General features: G+C 60.8%; 17 protein-coding genes and 1 tRNA gene. 13 read left to right on the top strand and 5 right to left on the bottom strand.

Features of this window, described 5'->3' with window-relative positions; genetic code table 11:
* Positions 1-249 precede the first annotated feature (249 nt).
* Complete coding sequence (locus HCO70_RS19155; RefSeq protein WP_172299196.1) at positions 250-1,974, bottom strand: pentapeptide repeat-containing protein; 1,725 nt, start codon at positions 1,972-1,974, stop codon at positions 250-252.
* 76 nt (positions 1,975-2,050) lie between these two features.
* Between HCO70_RS19155 and ttcA the strand changes: the two genes are divergently transcribed.
* Together ttcA and HCO70_RS19145 are read left to right on the top strand one after the other, a co-directional pair.
* Positions 2,051-2,899: a tRNA 2-thiocytidine(32) synthetase TtcA gene (gene ttcA, locus HCO70_RS19150; RefSeq protein ID WP_172299194.1), complete on the top strand. Its 849-nt coding sequence runs from the start codon at positions 2,051-2,053 to the stop codon at positions 2,897-2,899.
* Positions 2,900-3,022: 123 nt separating this feature from the next.
* Positions 3,023-4,558 carry a putative bifunctional diguanylate cyclase/phosphodiesterase gene (locus tag HCO70_RS19145; RefSeq protein ID WP_371742270.1) on the top strand — a complete coding sequence of 512 codons (1,536 nt, stop codon included), beginning with the start codon at positions 3,023-3,025 and terminating at the stop codon, positions 4,556-4,558.
* On the opposite strand, the gene HCO70_RS19140 is transcribed toward HCO70_RS19145, so the two are convergent.
* The gene (locus HCO70_RS19140; protein ID WP_172299190.1) at positions 4,539-4,688 is read right to left on the bottom strand and encodes a hypothetical protein; all 150 of its coding nucleotides are present in this window, start codon (positions 4,686-4,688) and stop codon (positions 4,539-4,541) included. The two genes, HCO70_RS19145 and HCO70_RS19140, sit on opposite strands and share 20 nt — an antisense overlap.
* Positions 4,689-4,791: 103 nt before the next feature.
* Between HCO70_RS19140 and yidC the strand changes: the two genes are divergently transcribed.
* Genes yidC through yihA form a run of 3 tightly spaced genes read left to right on the top strand, consistent with a single transcriptional unit; the run spans position 4,792 to position 8,020 of the window.
* Positions 4,792-6,633 carry a membrane protein insertase YidC gene (yidC, locus tag HCO70_RS19135; protein ID WP_172299188.1) on the top strand — a complete coding sequence of 614 codons (1,842 nt, stop codon included), beginning with the start codon at positions 4,792-4,794 and terminating at the stop codon, positions 6,631-6,633.
* A complete protein-coding gene (locus HCO70_RS19130; protein ID WP_172299186.1) occupies positions 6,630-7,373 on the top strand; it encodes an MOSC domain-containing protein in 744 nt (247 codons plus the stop codon). The genes yidC and HCO70_RS19130 overlap by 4 nt, the downstream gene beginning before the upstream one ends.
* Entirely contained in the window at positions 7,373-8,020 is a 648-nt protein-coding gene (gene yihA / locus HCO70_RS19125; protein WP_172299184.1) for a ribosome biogenesis GTP-binding protein YihA/YsxC, read from the top strand. Before HCO70_RS19130 ends, yihA begins: the two co-directional genes overlap by 1 nt.
* 10 nt (positions 8,021-8,030) lie before the next feature.
* On the opposite strand, the gene yidD is transcribed toward yihA, so the two are convergent.
* From yidD to rpmH, 3 genes are read right to left on the bottom strand one after another with little or no spacing between them, the layout of a single operon-like run.
* The gene (yidD, locus tag HCO70_RS19120) at positions 8,031-8,252 is read right to left on the bottom strand and encodes a membrane protein insertion efficiency factor YidD (RefSeq protein ID WP_172299182.1); all 222 of its coding nucleotides are present in this window, start codon (positions 8,250-8,252) and stop codon (positions 8,031-8,033) included.
* Complete coding sequence (gene rnpA / locus HCO70_RS19115; RefSeq protein WP_172299180.1) at positions 8,249-8,641, bottom strand: ribonuclease P protein component; 393 nt, start codon at positions 8,639-8,641, stop codon at positions 8,249-8,251. The genes yidD and rnpA overlap by 4 nt, the downstream gene beginning before the upstream one ends.
* A gap of 23 nt (positions 8,642-8,664) precedes the next feature.
* A complete protein-coding gene (gene rpmH, locus HCO70_RS19110) occupies positions 8,665-8,799 on the bottom strand; it encodes a 50S ribosomal protein L34 (protein ID WP_005980833.1) in 135 nt (44 codons plus the stop codon).
* A 293-nt stretch (positions 8,800-9,092) separates the two neighbouring features.
* On the opposite strand from rpmH, the gene HCO70_RS19105 reads away from it, so the two are divergent.
* The 8 genes from HCO70_RS19105 (at position 9,093) to HCO70_RS19070 (ending at position 17,920) form a co-directional block, all read left to right on the top strand.
* Complete coding sequence (locus HCO70_RS19105) at positions 9,093-9,827, top strand: TVP38/TMEM64 family protein (RefSeq protein WP_172299178.1); 735 nt, start codon at positions 9,093-9,095, stop codon at positions 9,825-9,827.
* Complete coding sequence (locus HCO70_RS19100) at positions 9,827-11,242, top strand: NAD(P)/FAD-dependent oxidoreductase (protein WP_172299176.1); 1,416 nt, start codon at positions 9,827-9,829, stop codon at positions 11,240-11,242. The genes HCO70_RS19105 and HCO70_RS19100 overlap by 1 nt, the downstream gene beginning before the upstream one ends.
* A 20-nt stretch (positions 11,243-11,262) precedes the next feature.
* The gene (locus HCO70_RS19095) at positions 11,263-12,666 is read left to right on the top strand and encodes a HAMP domain-containing sensor histidine kinase (protein WP_172299174.1); all 1,404 of its coding nucleotides are present in this window, start codon (positions 11,263-11,265) and stop codon (positions 12,664-12,666) included.
* 53 nt (positions 12,667-12,719) lie between these two features.
* Positions 12,720-12,796, top strand: a tRNA-Arg gene (locus HCO70_RS19090).
* Positions 12,797-12,971: 175 nt separating this feature from the next.
* Positions 12,972-14,078 carry a GTP-binding protein gene (locus tag HCO70_RS19085; RefSeq protein ID WP_172299172.1) on the top strand — a complete coding sequence of 369 codons (1,107 nt, stop codon included), beginning with the start codon at positions 12,972-12,974 and terminating at the stop codon, positions 14,076-14,078.
* Between the two features lie 64 nt (positions 14,079-14,142).
* A complete protein-coding gene (locus HCO70_RS19080; RefSeq protein WP_172299170.1) occupies positions 14,143-14,940 on the top strand; it encodes a class I SAM-dependent methyltransferase in 798 nt (265 codons plus the stop codon).
* 113 nt (positions 14,941-15,053) lie between these two features.
* Positions 15,054-16,619: a bifunctional UDP-sugar hydrolase/5'-nucleotidase gene (locus HCO70_RS19075; protein WP_172299168.1), complete on the top strand. Its 1,566-nt coding sequence runs from the start codon at positions 15,054-15,056 to the stop codon at positions 16,617-16,619.
* A 317-nt stretch (positions 16,620-16,936) separates the two neighbouring features.
* A complete protein-coding gene (locus HCO70_RS19070; RefSeq protein WP_253913385.1) occupies positions 16,937-17,920 on the top strand; it encodes a TRAP transporter substrate-binding protein in 984 nt (327 codons plus the stop codon).
* Positions 17,921-17,955: the final 35 nt, after the last annotated feature.

Genomic DNA, 17,955 nt, shown 5'->3' with positions numbered 1-17,955 from the left:
GGAAAATTCCTTGAAAGCACTCCACACCTTGCGCGAGAACCCGGCGCGAAAAGCAGTACAAACGAAAACACGAGCCGTGTGATGCAACTTGGCAACATGAAAATCGATCGACCGTGCCACGGCTAAATCGCAACCCAAATTAGATCGGCATGGTTGAACTGTTGAATGACATTTCAGCAAAAAATTTCAGTATGGGACTCTGCGGGATATCCAGCTCGATTCAATCTGATGGATTAAGCCGTGACGAAGTTAGTCTTCCAGTGGCGCAACGCGCTGGAGACGAAAAAACCCTTTCCCCTCGATGTGAGCCTCTATTTCGGCCGGATCGACCTGTAACCCGAAGGCTTCTACTTGCATGGCAGAGTCCAGGTCCACGGGCTCCATCGCGTAGTGGGCAGGGTCGAAGCTGCCTGGATAGGCATCGGTTGCGACGATTTCGAGGAAATCTTCACCGGCGACAATGGCCCCGTCGAAGTCGGTCTTGAAGAGTTGCGCGTCATCGAAACTTGTTCCAATTAGCACAGCTCCGCGGAAAGTGGAGCCACTGAGCGCGGCACCCTTGAAGTCTATGTCGATCAGTGCGCCTTGGTCGAATACCGCCAGCATGGACTCAGCTCCCTGATAGTCGATCGCTCGCAGGAAAGCGCCGCTGAAGTCGGCACCTGCGAGAGATGTTGGAAAGGCGGCGCCATCCACTAGGAAGTAAGGGGAAAGCGCGTCCTCCGAGACGCGGGCGAAGCTTGTTTCTCTGATCACGGCCTTTCGAAATCGCGTATTCTCCAGATACGCGCCACCAAAATCAGTCTCCCGGATCGTGGCATAGGACAGGTCCGCAAAACGAAGTTGAGCAACCTGGAGGGAACACAGGAAGAGCCGCACACCGCGGGCGGAAGCGAAGGACAGGTCCAACTGCAGCGCATTGAAGCGTTCGAAGTCGTGGATACCCGCTGCGACCATAGACATTAGCAACTGGCCTCGCTCCGGACTGGCGGGGCGGTCGATCAGTTCCGGCTTGGCGGAGACGGCGTGCCAGTCCTTTACGTTCGACCAGAAGCTCGGAAGCTCTTCAGACCTACGTTCAGCCGCTTGCCACAACATCGCGGAGGCGTCCTGTTCGCGCACACCAAGGTCAAGGTAGCGATATGGCTTGGCGGCCTGGCTGGCGGAGACAATGCGGACGACAAGTCCAAGATCGATGTCTTTCTCCGGATCGAGCAGGGCAACATTGTCCTCCGGTGCCGCGACGGAGTCTTGCAGATAAACCGCACTGGCGTCAGAGACCTCTCGGGCCAATTCGCCGGTGATCTCGACGATCGAGGCGGCAAGCTCTGCGTTTCTGGCAGCCTCGGCCAACTGCACAGAAAGGTCGGCGAGCGCAATCTGCGTGTCAATCTTGGTCGACTGCGCAGTCAGTGTGTCGGTCTGTTCGCGGAACATTTCGTTCTGGACGATCAATGTCGCCGTCTGATCCTTGAGAAGTTCGTTCTGACGAAACAGCATCGCGGTGCCGGCCAGCGCTGCCATTGCCGCGATTAACGCGGTAAGCGAGCCTATCACCCAGCGGCGGGTCGACAGCCATGCGTAACGGGCGAGAGCCAGGTGGACGAGTTCCTGCGCGGCATCGACGGCCCTCTTCGAGTCGCGGTCGACAGCTCCACGTGCGACGTTGGACAATGGCGTTGCAAACAGCTCGAGCTGGGTTTCGGCAAAGCCGAAGACTCGTTTCAACAGCGGCTTTCGGAAAACGTAGATCATCAGTCCGAATGCCGCGATAAACATGAGGATGCACAGGAAAACCAACAGCAGGATGCCAACGGATTCCTCGACTACACCGAGACCTGCAAAGGCCAACAGGAAACCCGCTGCGGTACCGAAACTAAAGATCAGGAGGCCAAGCGAAGCGGAATAAGAGCGACGCCTCGGGAACCAACCCGACCGCTCTAAATCTTCCGACTCCCCGCTGGTGTCCGACATCCCACGCCCCCTAGTGTCATTGACGATTGCAAAGCAGCCGGGCTATGGCAAGTCCGACCCTCCCGGAGCATCGCGAATGCTGGACGAAAGCGACGAAATTCATCCGCTGTTTCACGGCGCACCATCGAGTACCGAGTTCAAAAAGCTGCGCAAACGGATCGTGCGCGATACCCGCGAAGCAATCGAGCAGTACGGGATGGTGGAGCGAGGCGCGCGGTGGCTAGTCTGCCTGTCGGGCGGCAAGGACAGTTATACGTTGCTTGCCGTCTTGCACGAGTTGCAGTGGCGTGGATTGCTGCCGGTTGACTTGCTTGCCTGCAATCTCAACCAGGGGCAGCCGGGCTTTCCGGCAACGATACTTCCGAACTTCCTTGAGGGGATTGGCGTTCCGCATCGGATAGAGTACCGAGACACCTATTCGATCGTGATGGACAAGGTGCCTGAAGGTCGGACCTACTGCGCATTGTGCTCGCGGCTAAGGCGCGGAAATCTGTACCGCATCGCACGTGAAGAGGGCTGTTCGGCGGTCGTGCTTGGCCATCACCGGGACGACATCCTCGAAACCTTTTTCATGAACCTGTTCCATGGCTCGCGGCTTGCGACGATGCCGCCGAAGTTGGTCAATGAAGAGGGTGACTTATTCGTCTACCGCCCTCTCGCCCACGTGGCCGAAGCCGATTGTGCGCGGTTCGCAAAGGCGATGAACTACCCGATCATCCCATGCGACCTTTGCGGCAGTCAGGACGGACTGCAACGGATGCAGGTGAAATCGCTGTTGGATCAGTGGGAAAAGAACCATCCCGGTCGGCGCCAAAAAATGTTCCGGGCGCTGATGAATGCACGGCCCTCGCATTTGCTGGACCCGAAACTGTTCGACTTTCTCGGGCTGGTGCTTCCCGCGGGAACTGGGGAAAATACGAACTAGTTTTCCATTTCCTGTTAACCTAGCAAAGACACCGGTTTCCTAAGCTGCTGCTCGCATGCGGGGCGCATCGGTCTGCCCCGTACCGAGCAGGGGCCAGCCGTTATGTGGAGAGTTTTCAGGCAGGTGGGGCATTTCCTGGCGAGCACGGCGAAAACTGCTTTCTTCGGGCCACAGATCCTGGCCTTCGTCCCTGCTGCGACACTGGGCGGCTATTGGTTTGGCGGCGAAGGCCTGCTTATGTTCATGGCCATTTTTGTGCCGGCTCTGATGGGGTTGGTCGGGCTGTTCGTACCGGTCCAGGCGCTACCACCGCGGCCACGCAAGAACGCAGATCCGGTTACAGGGCTGGCGCTAAAGCCTGCACTGATGGCGACGTTGGAAGAGTCGTTTCTGAAAGAACCAAAGCAAGGCGTACGCACCGGTGTGCTGATCCTTGAAATCGACGACTTCGACAATTTCTGCGGCACTTACGGGCCCGAGGCCGGAGACCACGTGCTGGCAGTGATGGCTGAGCGGCTGGAATCGACGCTGCGCGAAGGCGATCTCGCTTGCCGCATGGATGGTGCTATGCTTGCCGTGGCCCTGGCCCCGGTGCGGCGGCTTGATTTGGAGGCGATGATCCAACTAGCAGCGCGAGCGCAGCAGGCCATTGGTGCGCCGGTCGTTCTTGGCGGAATGCGGCTGTTCTTGTCAGCCTCAATCGGTTTCTGCTTGCCGCGGCGCGCGAGCGAACGGTCCGCCCAAGGCTGCTTCGATGCTGCGGAGGCGGCATTGCGCGAGGCGCAGGCAAGCGGCAACGGTGCAATCCGAGCATTTTCCGCCCAGCAGCCCCGGAAGCGAGTGAAACGCGCCGGACTGGCCGAGGAAGTCTCGGAAGCATTGGAGGCCGGAAATATCCGCCCCTGGTTTCAGCCACAGATCAGCACCGATACGGGAGAGATTTCCGGTATGGAAGCGCTTGCGCGCTGGGAACATCCGGATCGCGGCGTGATCCTGCCGGGGGCATTCCTGCCGGCGATATCCGCGTCCGGACTTAGCCAGCGGTTGGGAGAGGTTATCCTGTTTCACAGCCTTACGGCGCTGCAGGATTGGCAGAAAGTGGATATTCGTGTCCCCAATGTAGCGGTCAATTTCAGCCATGAAGAACTCGCGGATCCGACCTTGTGCGACCGGGTTCGGTGGGAACTCGACCGTTTCGACCTAACACCGGATCGGCTGGTCGTGGAAATCCTCGAGACGGTGATCTCGCGTTCGGACAACGACACCATCACCCGAAACGTGACGCAACTACAGGAGTTGGGCTGCGGAATCGATCTGGACGATTTCGGCACGGGCCACGCCTCGATTGCGAATATCCGGCGCTTTTCCGTCAGCCGGATCAAGATCGACCGGTCCTTCGTGACACGGATTGATAGCGACCGCGATCAGCAGGCTCTCTTGACCGCCATCCTGGAAATGGCCGAGCGGTTGGGGATCGAAACACTTGCCGAAGGTGTGGAAACGGTCGGGGAGCACGCACTCTTGGCGCAGCTTGGCTGCGGCTATGTGCAGGGCTTTTCGATCGCTCGACCAATGCCTTTCGCGGCGACATTGGACTGGATGCAGGGGCACCAGCGCCGCGTTGCCGACCGGCCGAAAATCAGGCGAGAAGCTGGCTGACAATGTCTTGTCGCCAAAACGCATGAATCTTCTGGATCAGGGCCACCCGACGCAGCACCTCGCCCCGCCCGGCGGCTCCCAGTTTCGCAGCCCACCCGTTTTCCTTACTGTTGTTCACAATATCCGGCATCGGCCCGCGTGCTCCGGAACGTTACGTGGATTCCGCTTGACCTTTTGCCCCTTGGATAGTTGAACCTGCCCCGACCTGAATTCAGTGAAATGGCGTATGGTTCATGGACGACCAGAACAAGAACCTCATTCTGGCTACCGCTCTGTCTTTTGCGGTGATCCTGGCGTGGTTCCTTCTTTTCCCCCCCGAGGAGCCACCGGTCGAGCCTGAATCCGCAACGGTCGAGACGACAGAATCCACGCCCGACACAGCAACTCCGCCTCCTGCTGTCACCGGTGGCGGTAACGTATCTGCCACGCCAACCACTGCACCCAAAGCAGCCGTCGAAGCCGCACGGTTGCGGATCGAAACGCCGCGGGTCGAGGGATCTATCTCGCTGCAGGGCGGGCGGATCGACACGCTGGAACTCCTCGACTATCAGGAGACCATTGAACCCGACAGCCCGAACGTGAAGTTGTTGTCGCCGGTCGGCAGCAGCAGCGCCTATTACGCGCTATACGGTTGGACACCCGGTGGCGACCTGAGTTTCGACGACGTGCCCGGCGCAAATACCGAATGGTCGATCGAAAACGGTGAGGTTCTGACGCCTGAGAACCCAGTCGTCCTGGTCTGGGACAACGGCAAGGGCGCAATTTTCCGCCGCAAGCTGGAGATCGACGAAAACTTCATGTTCTCAGTCACCCAGAGTGTCGAGAACACCACCGACGCGCCGCTGCGGCTGGCACCTTATGGTATCGTCGCGCGGCACGGAGAGCCCGATGTTACGGGCTTTTTCATCCTGCATGAAGGGATAGTCCGTCAAAACGACAACGAATTGGAAGAAATCGACTATTCTGACATGCCTGACATGGACATTGTCGAGCGTGAAGGCGCGCGGGCAGACATCGTCGAGGTCGCGGAGAACGGCTGGACCGGGTTCACCGACAAGTACTGGATGACCACGCTGATCCCCGAGCCAGGTCAGCCCTTCACCTCGGTCGCGAAATACGTCGACAGTGCCAGCATCTACCAGATTGAGACACGTCACCCGACGATGACCGTGGAACCCGGCAACAGCGCCGAAACGGCAACGATGTTGTTTGCGGGTGCGAAGGAATGGGAAACGATCCGGGATTATGAAACCAACCTCGGCATCAAGAACTTTGTCGATTCCATTGACTGGGGATGGTTCTTTTTCCTGACCAAGCCGATCTTCCGCGCACTGCACTTTCTGCATGGTCTGATTGGCAATATGGGCTGGTCGATCCTGGCACTGACGCTGATGATCAAGGCGATCCTGTTCCCACTGGCCTACAAGTCCTACGTCTCGATGGCGAAGATGAAGGAGCTTCAGCCGGAGATGGAGAAGCTCAAAGAACGGGCCGGCGACGACCGCCAGAAGCTTCAGCAGGGAATGATGGAGCTATACAAGAAGGAGAAGGTGAACCCTGCCTCAGGCTGTCTGCCGATCCTGCTGCAGATCCCAATATTCTTCTCACTATATAAGGTGATCTTCGTCACCATCGAGCTGCGGCATGCCGCATGGTTCGGGCCGTTCCAGGATCTTTCGGCACCGGACCCGACATCACTCTACAACCTGTTCGGTCTGCTTCCCTGGGCCGCGCCCGAACCAGGCACGATGCTTGCGCTCATCTTCATCGGAATCTTGCCGCTGCTTCTTGGCATCTCAATGTGGCTGCAACAGAAGCTGAACCCGGCACCGGCCGATCCGACGCAGCAGATGATCTTTGCCTGGATGCCATGGGTCTTTATGTTCATGCTCGGCGGTTTTGCCAGCGGACTGGTTGTGTACTGGATCACCAACAACACGATTACCTTTACCCAGCAGTATATCATCATGCGCTCGCACGGGCACCGGCCAGACGTGTTCGGTAACATCAGATCGAGCTTCAAGCGAAAGAAGCCGGCTGTTGCAAAGGGCGGGAATGACGCCCCGAAGAAATGACAGTGCAAGTCACTGGGCTCTGGCGGTTCCCGATCAAGAGTCACGGGCGAGAGGCGCTGGAGCAGGTCACGTTCCGGTCAGGCGAGTGCCTGCCATGGGACCGGGCCTGGGCCGTGGCACATGAACAGTCAAGGGCTGGGATCGAAGAGTGGTCGCCGTGCGCGGCGTTCACCCGCGTGGCCGGCGCGCCAAAGCTCGCGGCGATCACGGCGGACCTGGACGAAACGCGCGGGGCAGTGACTCTGCGCCATCCGGACCGCCCGGATCTGACCTTTCAGCCGGACAGCGAGGCGCAGGCATTCCTCGACTGGGTCACGCCCCTGATGCCGGATGGCCGCGCCATGCCGGCCCGGATCGTGCGTGTTCCCGGCCGCGGCATGACCGACGCGTCCTTCCCATCGGTGACCCTTTGCAGCATGGCGTCGCATCGCCAGGTCGAGGCGCGGATCGGGCAAAAGCTCTCGATCCACCGCTGGCGCGGCAACGTCTGGATCGACGGCCTGGAACCTTGGGCCGAATTCGACTGGATCGGGAAAGATCTGCGTATCGGCGAGGCCACCTTCCGGGTCGTCGAGCGGACCGAACGCTGCCTGGCAACAACAGCGAACCCCGAAACCGGCGAACGCGACGCCGACACGCTGGGAACACTGGACAGCTGGGGTCACCGCGATTTTTCGGTTCAGGCAGAGGTGACCCATGGCGGCGCCGTCGCAACCGGCGACGCGGTGGAGGTCCTGTAATGGAACCGGTGTTTCCCCTGGTCGAGGTATCCGAACACGAGGCGAGCACCGGAACGCGGCTGTTCAATGGCAAGATCGACTTCCTGAAGGGCGTCGTAGCGATGGACGGCCTACCACCGGCGGACCGGATTGAAGTCTGCTTCGCCGGGCGCTCCAACGTCGGGAAATCCTCTCTGATCAACGCGCTGACCGGCCGCAGGGCGCTGGCGCGAACCTCGAACACCCCGGGACGGACGCAGGAAATCAACTTCTTCACGCTGGGCGACAGCCATTACCTGGTAGATCTGCCGGGCTACGGTTTCGCCAAGGCGCCGGTGCCGGTGGTCGAAAAATGGCAGCGCCTGCTGCGCGCCTATCTCACCGGGCGGCAGACCCTGCGCCGCGCCTTCGTGCTGGTCGATTCCCGGCACGGCGTGAAGGCACCGGACGAAGAGATAATGAAGGAACTCGACCGCGCCGCGGTGACCTTCCAGGTGGTGATGACCAAGACCGACAAGGTGAAGGCCGCCGAGTTGGAGAAGGTTCTGGATCAGGTCCGGGCAGCGCTGGCAAAACACCCCGCCGCATTCCCGGGACTCGTAACGACCTCGTCGGAAAAGGGTGACGGCATCGGAACCCTGCGCGCGGTCATCGCGGGGATCGGATAGCGACCAACAGTCAATCGGGAACGTTGTCGATCCCGGACCCGCCCAACGGGTGACACCGCGCGATGCGGCGGATGGCAAGCCAGCTTCCCTTAAACGCGCCGTGCTTTTCCAGCGCTTCAAGGGCATAGGCCGAACAGGTCGGGTGGAAACGACAGCTTGTCCCAAGCCACGGCGACAGGAACAGGCGATAGGCCCGGACAGGCAGCGCGGCGATATGGGCAAGCGGGGTCATTTGTGAACCTTATGCAGCGCGGCACGCAGATCGTCCAGAAGGGCGGCAAAGGGACGCTCCGCAGCAACCCCTGCGCGCCCGATCAGCACATAATCCCAGCCGGGCTGCCCTTCAACCGGCAGCACCAGGCGCGCGGCTTCGCGCAAGCGGCGCTTGGCGCGATTGCGGGCAACGGCATTCCCAACCTTCTTGGAGCAGGTGAAACCGACGCGAACCGGCGCTTCGGCAGGCTCATCGGGCGCCCGCTCGCGGGCCTGCACTACAAAGGCCGGAAGCGCCTGACGCCGGGCACGGGCGGCTCGCAAGAAATCCGCGCGTTTGCGCAACACGGATAGCCGAAAAGGCACCGCCGACGGCATCGTTTCGGGTGATGCCGCCGGCGGTGTCATGTCGGAACCTGTGGGTCCGTGGATCAGGCGCTCAGCGACTTCCGGCCCCGCGCGCGACGCGCGTTGAGGATCTTGCGGCCGGCCTTGGTGGCCATGCGCGCACGGAAGCCATGCCGCCGTTTGCGGACCAGGTTCGAAGGTTGGTAGGTGCGCTTCATCGCTAACTCTCCGTCTGGCCGGCCCCCGCATGGTAAGAACCACGGATTCGGGGCCGCGTCATGTTCGAAGCCCGGTCTTTAGGGGGTGGTGCAGGGCTTGTCAATTGAAAGCCCGCGGGAAAAGCGGGTGAAATGTTACAGAAACCTTGGTCGTTTGTTTCATTGCCCGCGCTGGCCATGAACGAAACCGGCCGCAACGGCTCACCAGGTTTCAACGCGGCGTGAGGGGGCTGTATTTGTGGCGACCGGCCCGGCATCTTGCCGGTCAAGCAAAACGGCCGCGCCAGGGGAAGATGAACGACCAGATGACCGAGACCCGACAAAGCGGCCTTACGCGCAGTCTGCCGCTGATCGCGATAGCGGTGGTGGCCGTCGCCGGGTTCTTCACCCTGCGCGATTTTCTCAGCTTCGAAACGCTCAGCAGGTACCACGAGGCACTACTCGCCTATCGCGACGCGCATTTCGCGATGACGGTTCTGCTGTTCATGGCGGCCTATGTGATCATCGTCGCCTTCTCCCTGCCCGGCGCCACCATCGCAACTCTGACGGGCGGGTTCATGTTCGGCGTGTTTCCCGGGGCGCTCTTCAACATCGTCGCCGCCACCATCGGCGCGACCTGCATCTTTCTCGCTGCCCGCTGGGGACTGGGCGACCGGCTAGGCGCCAAGCTGGAAGGCAGCGAAGGGACGGTGAAGAAGATCAAGGACGGCATCGACGAGAACCAATGGTCGATGCTGTTCCTGATCCGGCTGATCCCCGCGGTCCCGTTCTTCGTCGCCAACCTTGTGCCCGCCTTCGTACAGGTGCCGGTCTGGCGCTTCGTCATCTCCACCTTCTTCGGCATCATCCCGGGAGCGTTCGTCTATACCTCTGTCGGCGCCGGGCTGGGCGAGGTCTTCGCAATGGGAGAGACCCCCGACCTGGGCATTCTGTTCGAGCCGCATATTTTGTTGCCCATACTGGGCCTCTGCGTTTTGGCGGCACTGCCGATCCTGCTGAAGGCCCTGCGCGGAAAGAAGGGACTTTGATGGCGGGTCGGATCAAGACGGACATCTGCATGATTGGCGCGGGCTCCGGCGGGCTGAGCGTCGCGGCGGGTGCAATACAGATGGGCGCCAAGGTGGTGATCATCGAAGGCCACCTCATGGGCGGCGACTGTCTGAACTACGGTTGTGTGCCTTCTAAGGCGCTGCTTGCGGCAGGCAAACACGCGCATGCCCTTCGCGAGGGCCCGCCGTTCGGCGTGGCAGAGGCAACGCCCCAAGTGGATTACCTAGCCGCTATGGCGCATGTCCGCGCGTCGATTGAAGCGATCGCACCGGTAGACAGCCAGGAACGCTTCGAGAAACTCGGCTGCACCGTCTTGCGTGACTGGGCGAGCTTCATCTCTAATCGCGAGGTTCAGGCCGGCGACACCGTCGTCGAAGCGCGGCGCTTCGTCATCGCGACCGGTTCGTCGCCCCTGATCCCTCCGATTCCGGGGCTTGACGATCTGCCCTACCTGACCAACGAGACGCTCTGGGACTTGCAGGAAAAGCCGGACCAACTGCTGATTGTGGGCGGCGGCCCCATCGGGATAGAGATGGCGCAGGCCCATGTACGCCTCGGCTGCAAGGTGACGGTAATCGAAGGCGCAAAGGCGCTCGGCAAGGACGACCCAGAGGCGTCGGCGCTGGTCCTGAAACGCCTGCGCGCGGAAGGCGTGGAGATCGTCGAGGGCGCACAGGTCGAGCAGGTGTCCGGCAAGCCGGGCGCAGTAGCGGTCGAGACCGGCGCGGGCCGTTACGAAGGGACGCACCTGCTGCTGGCGGTGGGCCGAAAAGTCAATCTGGAACGTCTGGACCTGCGCAGGGCCGGCGTAAAATACGGCAAGGTGGTCGAGGTCGACGCGCGGCTCAGAACCTCGAACAAGCGGGTCTATGCAATCGGCGACGCGGCCGGCGGCCCGCAGTTCACCCATGTTGCCGGGTATCACGGCGGCGTCGTGGTACGGGCGCTCTGCTTCGGTTTACCCGCCAAGGCCGGAACCGCGCATATCCCCTGGGCGACATACACCGACCCGGAGCTGGCGCAGGTCGGACTGACGGAGGCACAGGCACGCCATGAATACGGCGGGCGGCTGGAAGTCGCCCGCTTCGATTATGCCGGAAACGACCGTGCCGTGGCAGAGAGGCAGACCGAAGGTTTCATCAAGGTCATGGTCGCCGGCGGCCGTCCCGTGGGGGCCACCATCGTCGGCGCACAGGCGGGCGATCTGGTGTCCCTGTGGTCGCTCGCCATCGCCAACCGCCTGAAAATGAGCGCCATCGCAGCGATGGTCGCGCCTTACCCGACGCTCGGGGAACTTAACAAGCGGGCGGCGGGAGCCTATTTTAGCCCCAGACTCTTCGAAAACCCCGCCGTGAAGCGCGTCGTCGGGTTTGTGCAACGTTGGTTGCCATAAGCAGCCGCAGGGAACGGTGAATGTCGGTAAACTCGCTTTCCGGTAGATTCCTGATCCTCACCACCGTCTTCGTCATGCTGGCGGAGGTGCTGATTTTCGTGCCCTCCGTTGCCCGGTTCCGCCAGGACTATCTGCTGCTGAAACTGGAAAAGGCACAGATCGCGTCACTGGCGCTTCTGGCCGACGACATGATCGATTCCGACCTCGAACGCGAGCTTCTGGAAAACGCCGGCGTCTACAACGTCGTGCTGCGCCGCGACGAGGTGCGTCAGCTCATGCTGTCTTCCGAGATCCCCTCGCCGGTCATGGCCACCTACGACCTGCGCGATCCCGGCGCGCTGGAACTGATCCGCGACGCGCTGAACGTGCTCATCACGCCGGGCAGCCAGATCATCCGCGTCATCGGCAACCCGGTGCGCGAGGCCGGTCTGCTGATCGAGGTAACGACTGAAACCGGCCCGCTGCGCGCCGAGATGATCGATTACGGCCTTCGGATCCTGGTGCTGTCGGCGGTGATCTCCGTGGTCACCGCGCTACTCCTGTTCCTCGCCGTGCGACGGTTCCTGGTGCGCCCGATCAAGCGCGTGGTCGAGGCTATGATGTCCTACGCCGAAGCGCCCGAGGATGCCCGGCGGATCATCGAGCCCTCGGCAAGCGTCACCGAACTGCGCGATGCCGAAACGGCCCTGGCCGCGATGCAGCGCCAGCTCTCGGGTGCGCTCAGGCAGAAGGAGCGTCTGGCCCAACTCGGCGGCGCTGTGGCGAAGATCAGCCACGACCTACGCAACATCCTGACCACGGCCCAGCTCTTCGGCGACCGGCTTGAACGATCCGAGGATCCCGCGGTGAAACGCGCCGCGCCGAAACTGGTTAACTCGATCGCCCGCGCCGTGAACCTCTGCGAATCGACCCTCGCCTTCGGCAAGGCCGAAGAACCGCCGCCAACGCTGGACCGGGTGCGCCTAGCCGATATCGTTTGCGACGTGATCGAGGCGGAACGTCTGGCGTCGGGAGAACACGACCTGAGCTTTTCGGAGGACGTTCCAGGCGGCCTGGTGTTGCGGGCAGATCCGGAACAGCTTTATCGCGTGATCGGCAACCTCGCCCGCAACGCCCGGCAAGCCATCATCGCCAGCGGCGAACCCGGCGAGATCGCGGTCCAGGCAGAAGAAACCGAGAGCGAATGGGTGATCCGCATCCGCGACACCGGACCCGGCTTGCCGGAAAAGGCTAGAGAGCACTTGTATCAGCCGTTCCAGGGCGGCGCACGCAAGGGCGGCTTCGGCCTGGGGCTTGCGATCGCCTCGGAACTCGTGCGCGGTCACGGCGGGCGGCTGATGCTGGAAGCGACTGGGCCAAATGGCACGTCATTTGCGATACATTTGCCTAAAGTGGTTGTGCACCTCGACGCGGCGGCGGAATAACGAAAACGCCCTTGCATTGCCCGGGCGGTATCGCTACATCCCCCACACCCCGCGCGCTGGTAGCTCAGTTGGATAGAGTACTTGACTACGAATCAAGGGGTCGGGGGTTCGAATCCTCCCCAGCGCGCCACTCCATCCTTAACTTGACTGACCCACTCGCATAACCCGTCCGGGTCAGAGAATCCTGACGTCAGAATTGCGATGCCCGTTCGCGCACTCATGGCTCGTATCCGGTTGATCGTATGTGTGATGTTATCATATAACTTAACCGACAGCATCAAGGATCTGCGATACGGGCATCGTCAATGAGCATCGAGAACAGATTACCCGTAACGCTACTGACTGGCTTTCTCGGTTCAGGAAAGACCACCGCACTGGACCACCTCATCCGTGATCCGGCAGCGGGTCGGATTGCTGTCATCATGAATGAATTCGGCCAGGCTGGACTTGACCACGACCTGATCGAGGCCGCGACGGAAGAAACCGTCCTGATGGAGTCCGGTTGTCTGTGCTGCACACTTCGCGGCGACCTTGCGCAGACAATGCTATCCCTGCTTGTGCGACGGAACCGTGGCCAGTTGGACTTTGACCGCTTGGTGATCGAAACCACCGGGCTGGCCGATCCCGCACCGATTATTCGGATACTTACCGTCGACCGCGCTTTGGCTACGGCCTTTCGATTGGACGGTATCGTCGCAATGGCGGATGCCGCAACCGGGTCAAATACTCTGAACACGCAGTTCGAAGCGGTAAGCCAGATCGCAGTTGCGGACATGGTGGTCGTAACAAAGGCGGATCTAGTGCCACCAACGCAACTTGGAAGCTTTATGGCGCGTCTTCGTGGCCTGAACGAACATGCGCGCATCGTGCGCGCCGATTTTGGACGCTTGCCCTCCGGAGCGCTGTTCAATCTTTCGGCGATGCGCCTGGATGTCGACCCCAAAGGGATCAGCACCTGGCTGGACGGCAAAGATCTCCGACTCGACCCTCTTGCCAACCTGACAGGTCTATTGAAACAGGCAGGCAGCGGCGCATTGCCGGCTGACAGCTTATCGCACGATGCCCGCATTTCTTCCGCGGTTATTGAGGTTAAAGAACCGATTCCGGCCGATATCTTTGATCATTGGCTCGACACTCTTATCGGGATGAGCGGAAGTGACATCCTGCGCGTGAAGGGCATTGTGCATATAGAAGAAGCCGAACACCCCTTCGTCTTCCACGGGGTCCAGCACATCTTCGACGAACCGGTGCCGCTGACGTCTTGGTCTAAAGGTGACACGACAAGTCGTGTCGTCGTTATTGCGCGTGACCTCGACAAAGGGTCGCTGAAGGAGCAGTTGAACACGCTTCGCATGCGGCCGACGGCATCTCCATCCAAGACCGACGCCGGGTCTCTCTTGGGGCCGATGTGATGTACTCTCTTACCCTTCAAATTCGCCCGACTAAAGCTCGTGACGGCGCCTGCCGGGGCAATGGATGACGCGCTCGAACTTTGACCTAAAGGAACAGGTTCGTGCCTACTGGAGCGCAAGGGCCGCAACTTTCGACAACTCTCCGGGTCACCGGATTCGCACACCCCGTGAGTTCGCGGCATACGAGCAACTAATCGAAAGGCACGCGCCCGGGATCGTCGGCGCAGAAGTGCTCGATGCTGCCAGCGGAACCGGCGAAGTGACACGTCTGCTGCGCAGGCTCGGCTGCGACGTTACTGGGATCGATTTATCCGCCAAGATGGTTGCCCGCGCGCAATTGAAACACGTGAACGATAATGCAGTTCGATTCTTCCAAGGTGACGCAGAGCACCTGTTGATGGCAGACGCCCGTTTTGACGGTGTCGTCTGCCGCAACCTGCTGTGGACGCTGACGGACCCCGATTTGGCGTTTGCAGAATGGTTCCGCGTATTGCGCCCCGGCGGGACGGTCGTTGCTTTCGAAGGCAATTGGATGCGTCCTGATGGCGTGTCGCGGTTGTTACGTCGCATGGCCATACTGCTAGGTAGAAAGGTCGAAACCGACCTACCTGACTTCACCGAGATCCTCGGTCAGTTGCCGTTCCGCGATGGCCTCGGCCCGGCGGAGCTTCGGCCGCGTCTTATCGCAGCCGGTTTTAAGGAACCGCAGTTCGTGCCGGTCAAGCCGGTCACACTGGCCCAAATCAGCCGCGCAACGTGGGCGGAGCGGTTGTCTCTCCTGTCCTACGCGCGCGGTCGATTCATGATGATAGCGCGTCGCCCAAGCCAGGCGCAGCAAAGGCACACCACGGATGCAGCGTGATCCGGGCAACACTTAGAAATGGCCTGCCCCCTTCCGCGGCGCGGTCGAAAGACAATCCCGACCGGCCCGGTCGGGCCGAGCCAAAGACAAGTCTGACCACAGGAGAGCGATACATGAACTACCGTTTGCACACAGCTGCCGCCGTCATTGCGCTAATGGCAGGTACGGCACAGGCCGACCTTTCCGTGACGATTCTTTTTACCAACGATTTCCATGACCGGTTCGAGCCGATCAGCAAGTACGACTCCACTTGCTCGGCCGAAGACAACGCCGCCGGCGAGTGCTTCGGCGGCATCGCCCGCATGGTTACTGCTGTCAGCGAGGCCCGCGAACGCGCTGGCAACAATGTGCTTTTGCTGGATGCGGGCGATCAGTTTCAGGGTTCGCTGTTCTTCAACCAGTACGGCGGAAAACTTGCCGGGGAGTTCATGTCGCAACTCGAATACGATGCCATGGCCGTAGGTAACCATGAGTTCGATAACGGGCCTGAAGGCTTGGCTGAATTTCTCGACATGGTCGACTTCCCGGTTCTGTCCGCGAATATCGATGTCAGTCAGAACGAGTTGCTTGCCGGCCGGGTGAAAAAGTCAGCCGTCCTCGAGGTAGATGGCGAACGGATCGGCATCGTGTCGGTGCTGGCCGAGGACACGCCGGAAACCTCGTCTCCCGGCAATACGGTAGTCTTCTCATCTGCAGTCGACGCCGCCCAAGCCGAGATCGATCAGTTGACTGAGAACGGAGTCAACAACATCATCCTTCTGACCCATGTCGGCTTTGCCGAAGATCAAAACCTTGCCGATGCGCTGACCGGCGTCGATCTGATCATCGGCGGGCATAGCCATACGCTGCTGTCAAACGACGACGAAAACGCTGTTGGCGCTTACCCGACGGTCGTAAATGACGTGCCGGTCTTCACCGCGTACGCCTATGGCAAATACCTGGGTGAAATCGAGGTGACGTTCGACGATGAAGGTACTGTAACCGAAATCAGTGGCGAGCCGATCCTGTTGGATGCGTCCGTCGCCGAGGATGAGGCAACCGTCGCACGAGTAGAGGAACTGGCGGCGCCGCTCGAAGAACTGCGCAACCTGGTCGTCGCGGAGACCGACGCCACCATCGAAGGCTCTCGCGAAGCGTGCCGCGCCATGGAGTGCGAAATGGGCAACCTCGTTGCCGATGCGATGTTGGACCGTGTTGCCGATCAGGGTGTCGTCGTTGCAATCCAGAACGGTGGCGGGTTGCGTGCCTCGATCGACGCTGGCGAGGTGACGATGGGAGAGGTTTTGACCGTCCTGCCCTTCCAGAACACGCTTTCGACATTCGAGGTAACCGGCCAGACATTGCTAGAGGCACTGGAAAACGGTGTCAGTCAGATCGCCGACGGCGCGGGTCGCTTTCCACAGGTTGCCGGTATGACTTTCACCTTCGACGTTGACGCCGAACCCGGCAGCAGGATCTCCGACGTGACTGTCGATGGAAATCCCATCGATCCCGAGGCGACCTACTTGGCCGTATCAAATAACTACGTCCGCAATGGCGGCGACGGCTATTCGATGTTTGTCGATGCGGCGAATGCCTATGACTACGGTCCCGACCTCGCCGATGTTGTCGCTGAATACCTGGCAGAACACACACCGTACAAACCCTACACGGACGACCGGATCAACGCCGCCGAATAGGCTGACGGTCGACCGCAACACTACGATCTAATTGGAGGAGCGGGAGAACTTACCGTTCCTCTACAATCTGCAAACGGCGCGCATTCGTTCAAGGTAGAATGCCACCTTCCACCGACGGCCCGTACTGCACCTGCCAACGATGTTCAGAACACGGGCAGCCCTGCCTGCAAGAGTGTCATTGAATCTGTCCCCTGCCAGTGCCCAATCCCTTCGGAGGTGACAAACGCCCGATCTCCCGCCACTCTGGTTCCCAATCGGGGCGAGGGTGGCCGTCCCGGTGTTGCCATTGTCCGCCCACATAACAACAGGGGAACCATATGACCTATCATTTTGCGAATCCGCTCGCCGCCCTTCTAACCGCCGCGACTTTCGCGCTCCCTGCAAACGCGGAATCCTGGGACATGCCCACGCCATATGGCGACAGCGTGTTCCATACCATGAACATCATGCAGTTTGCCGAGGATGTCGCCGAAGCCACCGGTGGCGAGCTTGAGATCACCGTACATTCTGCCGGCTCGCTCTTCGGTCACCCCGAAATCAAGGATGCCGTCCGTCGCGGCCTGGCCCCCATCGGCGAACTCCTGATGTCGCGCCTGGCCAATGAAGACCCGATATTCGAAGTCGACTCGATCCCCTTCCTTGCTTCCAGCTACGACGAGGCCAAGGCGCTCTGGGACGCCTCTCGTCCGTTGGTCGAGGCCAAACTTGCCGATCAGGGCCTGACGCTGCTGTTCGCCGTGCCTTGGCCGGGGCAGAGCATCTACACGAAGGAGCCAGTTGAATCGACTGCCGATCTCGAGGGTGCAGCATTCCGCGCCTACAACACGGCAACCGAGCGTCTCGCCACTCTGATGGGTGCCGTTCCGACGCAGATCGAGACTGGTGATATTCCGACCGCCTTCGCCACCGGCCGCGTCGCCGCGATGATCACATCGCCTTCCACCGGCGTCTCTAGCCAGGCGTGGGACTTTACGTCGAACTACACCGACACCCAGGCCTGGCTGCCGAAGAACATGGTGATCGTGAACACTGCCGCTTTCGACGCCCTGCCCGAAGAGGTGAAAGCCGCCGTGATGGAAGCGGCGGCCACGGCTGAAACCCGTGGTTGGGAAATGTCCATGGCCGAGACCGACGAAAAGATCGCAACGCTCAAGGAAAACGGCATGGCAGTCGCAGAACCTTCGGAGACACTCGGCGGTGAACTTGCCGAAATCGGTGCGACGATGACCGAGGAATGGCTCGACGCCGCCGGCGACGAAGGCGCCGCCGTGGTCGAAGCCTACAAACCCTCCATGCAGTGATCCGGCCGAGGCGGGGCCGCCCCCGCCTCGCCATT

This window comes from Pseudoruegeria sp. HB172150 (assembly GCF_013184805.1).
Taxonomy (GTDB): Bacteria; Pseudomonadota; Alphaproteobacteria; order Rhodobacterales; family Rhodobacteraceae; genus Psychromarinibacter.
The sequence above is the reverse complement of the archived record's forward strand: the minus strand, read 5'-3'. Positions and strand labels throughout refer to the sequence as shown.

Coding starts and splice junctions, on each gene's coding strand:
- yidD (WP_172299182.1), bottom strand. CDS start 8,252: ATGACCCCGCTTGCCCATATCGCCGCGCTGCCTGTCCGGGCCTATCGC.
- HCO70_RS19080 (WP_172299170.1), top strand. CDS start 14,143: ATGACGCGCTCGAACTTTGACCTAAAGGAACAGGTTCGTGCCTACTGG.
- rpmH (WP_005980833.1), bottom strand. CDS start 8,799: ATGAAGCGCACCTACCAACCTTCGAACCTGGTCCGCAAACGGCGGCAT.
- rnpA (WP_172299180.1), bottom strand. CDS start 8,641: ATGACACCGCCGGCGGCATCACCCGAAACGATGCCGTCGGCGGTGCCT.
- ttcA (WP_172299194.1), top strand. CDS start 2,051: ATGCTGGACGAAAGCGACGAAATTCATCCGCTGTTTCACGGCGCACCA.
- HCO70_RS19095 (WP_172299174.1), top strand. CDS start 11,263: ATGTCGGTAAACTCGCTTTCCGGTAGATTCCTGATCCTCACCACCGTC.
- yidC (WP_172299188.1), top strand. CDS start 4,792: ATGGACGACCAGAACAAGAACCTCATTCTGGCTACCGCTCTGTCTTTT.
- yihA (WP_172299184.1), top strand. CDS start 7,373: ATGGAACCGGTGTTTCCCCTGGTCGAGGTATCCGAACACGAGGCGAGC.
- HCO70_RS19100 (WP_172299176.1), top strand. CDS start 9,827: ATGGCGGGTCGGATCAAGACGGACATCTGCATGATTGGCGCGGGCTCC.
- HCO70_RS19155 (WP_172299196.1), bottom strand. CDS start 1,974: ATGTCGGACACCAGCGGGGAGTCGGAAGATTTAGAGCGGTCGGGTTGG.
- HCO70_RS19085 (WP_172299172.1), top strand. CDS start 12,972: ATGAGCATCGAGAACAGATTACCCGTAACGCTACTGACTGGCTTTCTC.
- HCO70_RS19075 (WP_172299168.1), top strand. CDS start 15,054: ATGAACTACCGTTTGCACACAGCTGCCGCCGTCATTGCGCTAATGGCA.
- HCO70_RS19105 (WP_172299178.1), top strand. CDS start 9,093: ATGAACGACCAGATGACCGAGACCCGACAAAGCGGCCTTACGCGCAGT.
- HCO70_RS19140 (WP_172299190.1), bottom strand. CDS start 4,688: ATGCCGGATATTGTGAACAACAGTAAGGAAAACGGGTGGGCTGCGAAA.
- HCO70_RS19070 (WP_253913385.1), top strand. CDS start 16,937: ATGACCTATCATTTTGCGAATCCGCTCGCCGCCCTTCTAACCGCCGCG.
- HCO70_RS19130 (WP_172299186.1), top strand. CDS start 6,630: ATGACAGTGCAAGTCACTGGGCTCTGGCGGTTCCCGATCAAGAGTCAC.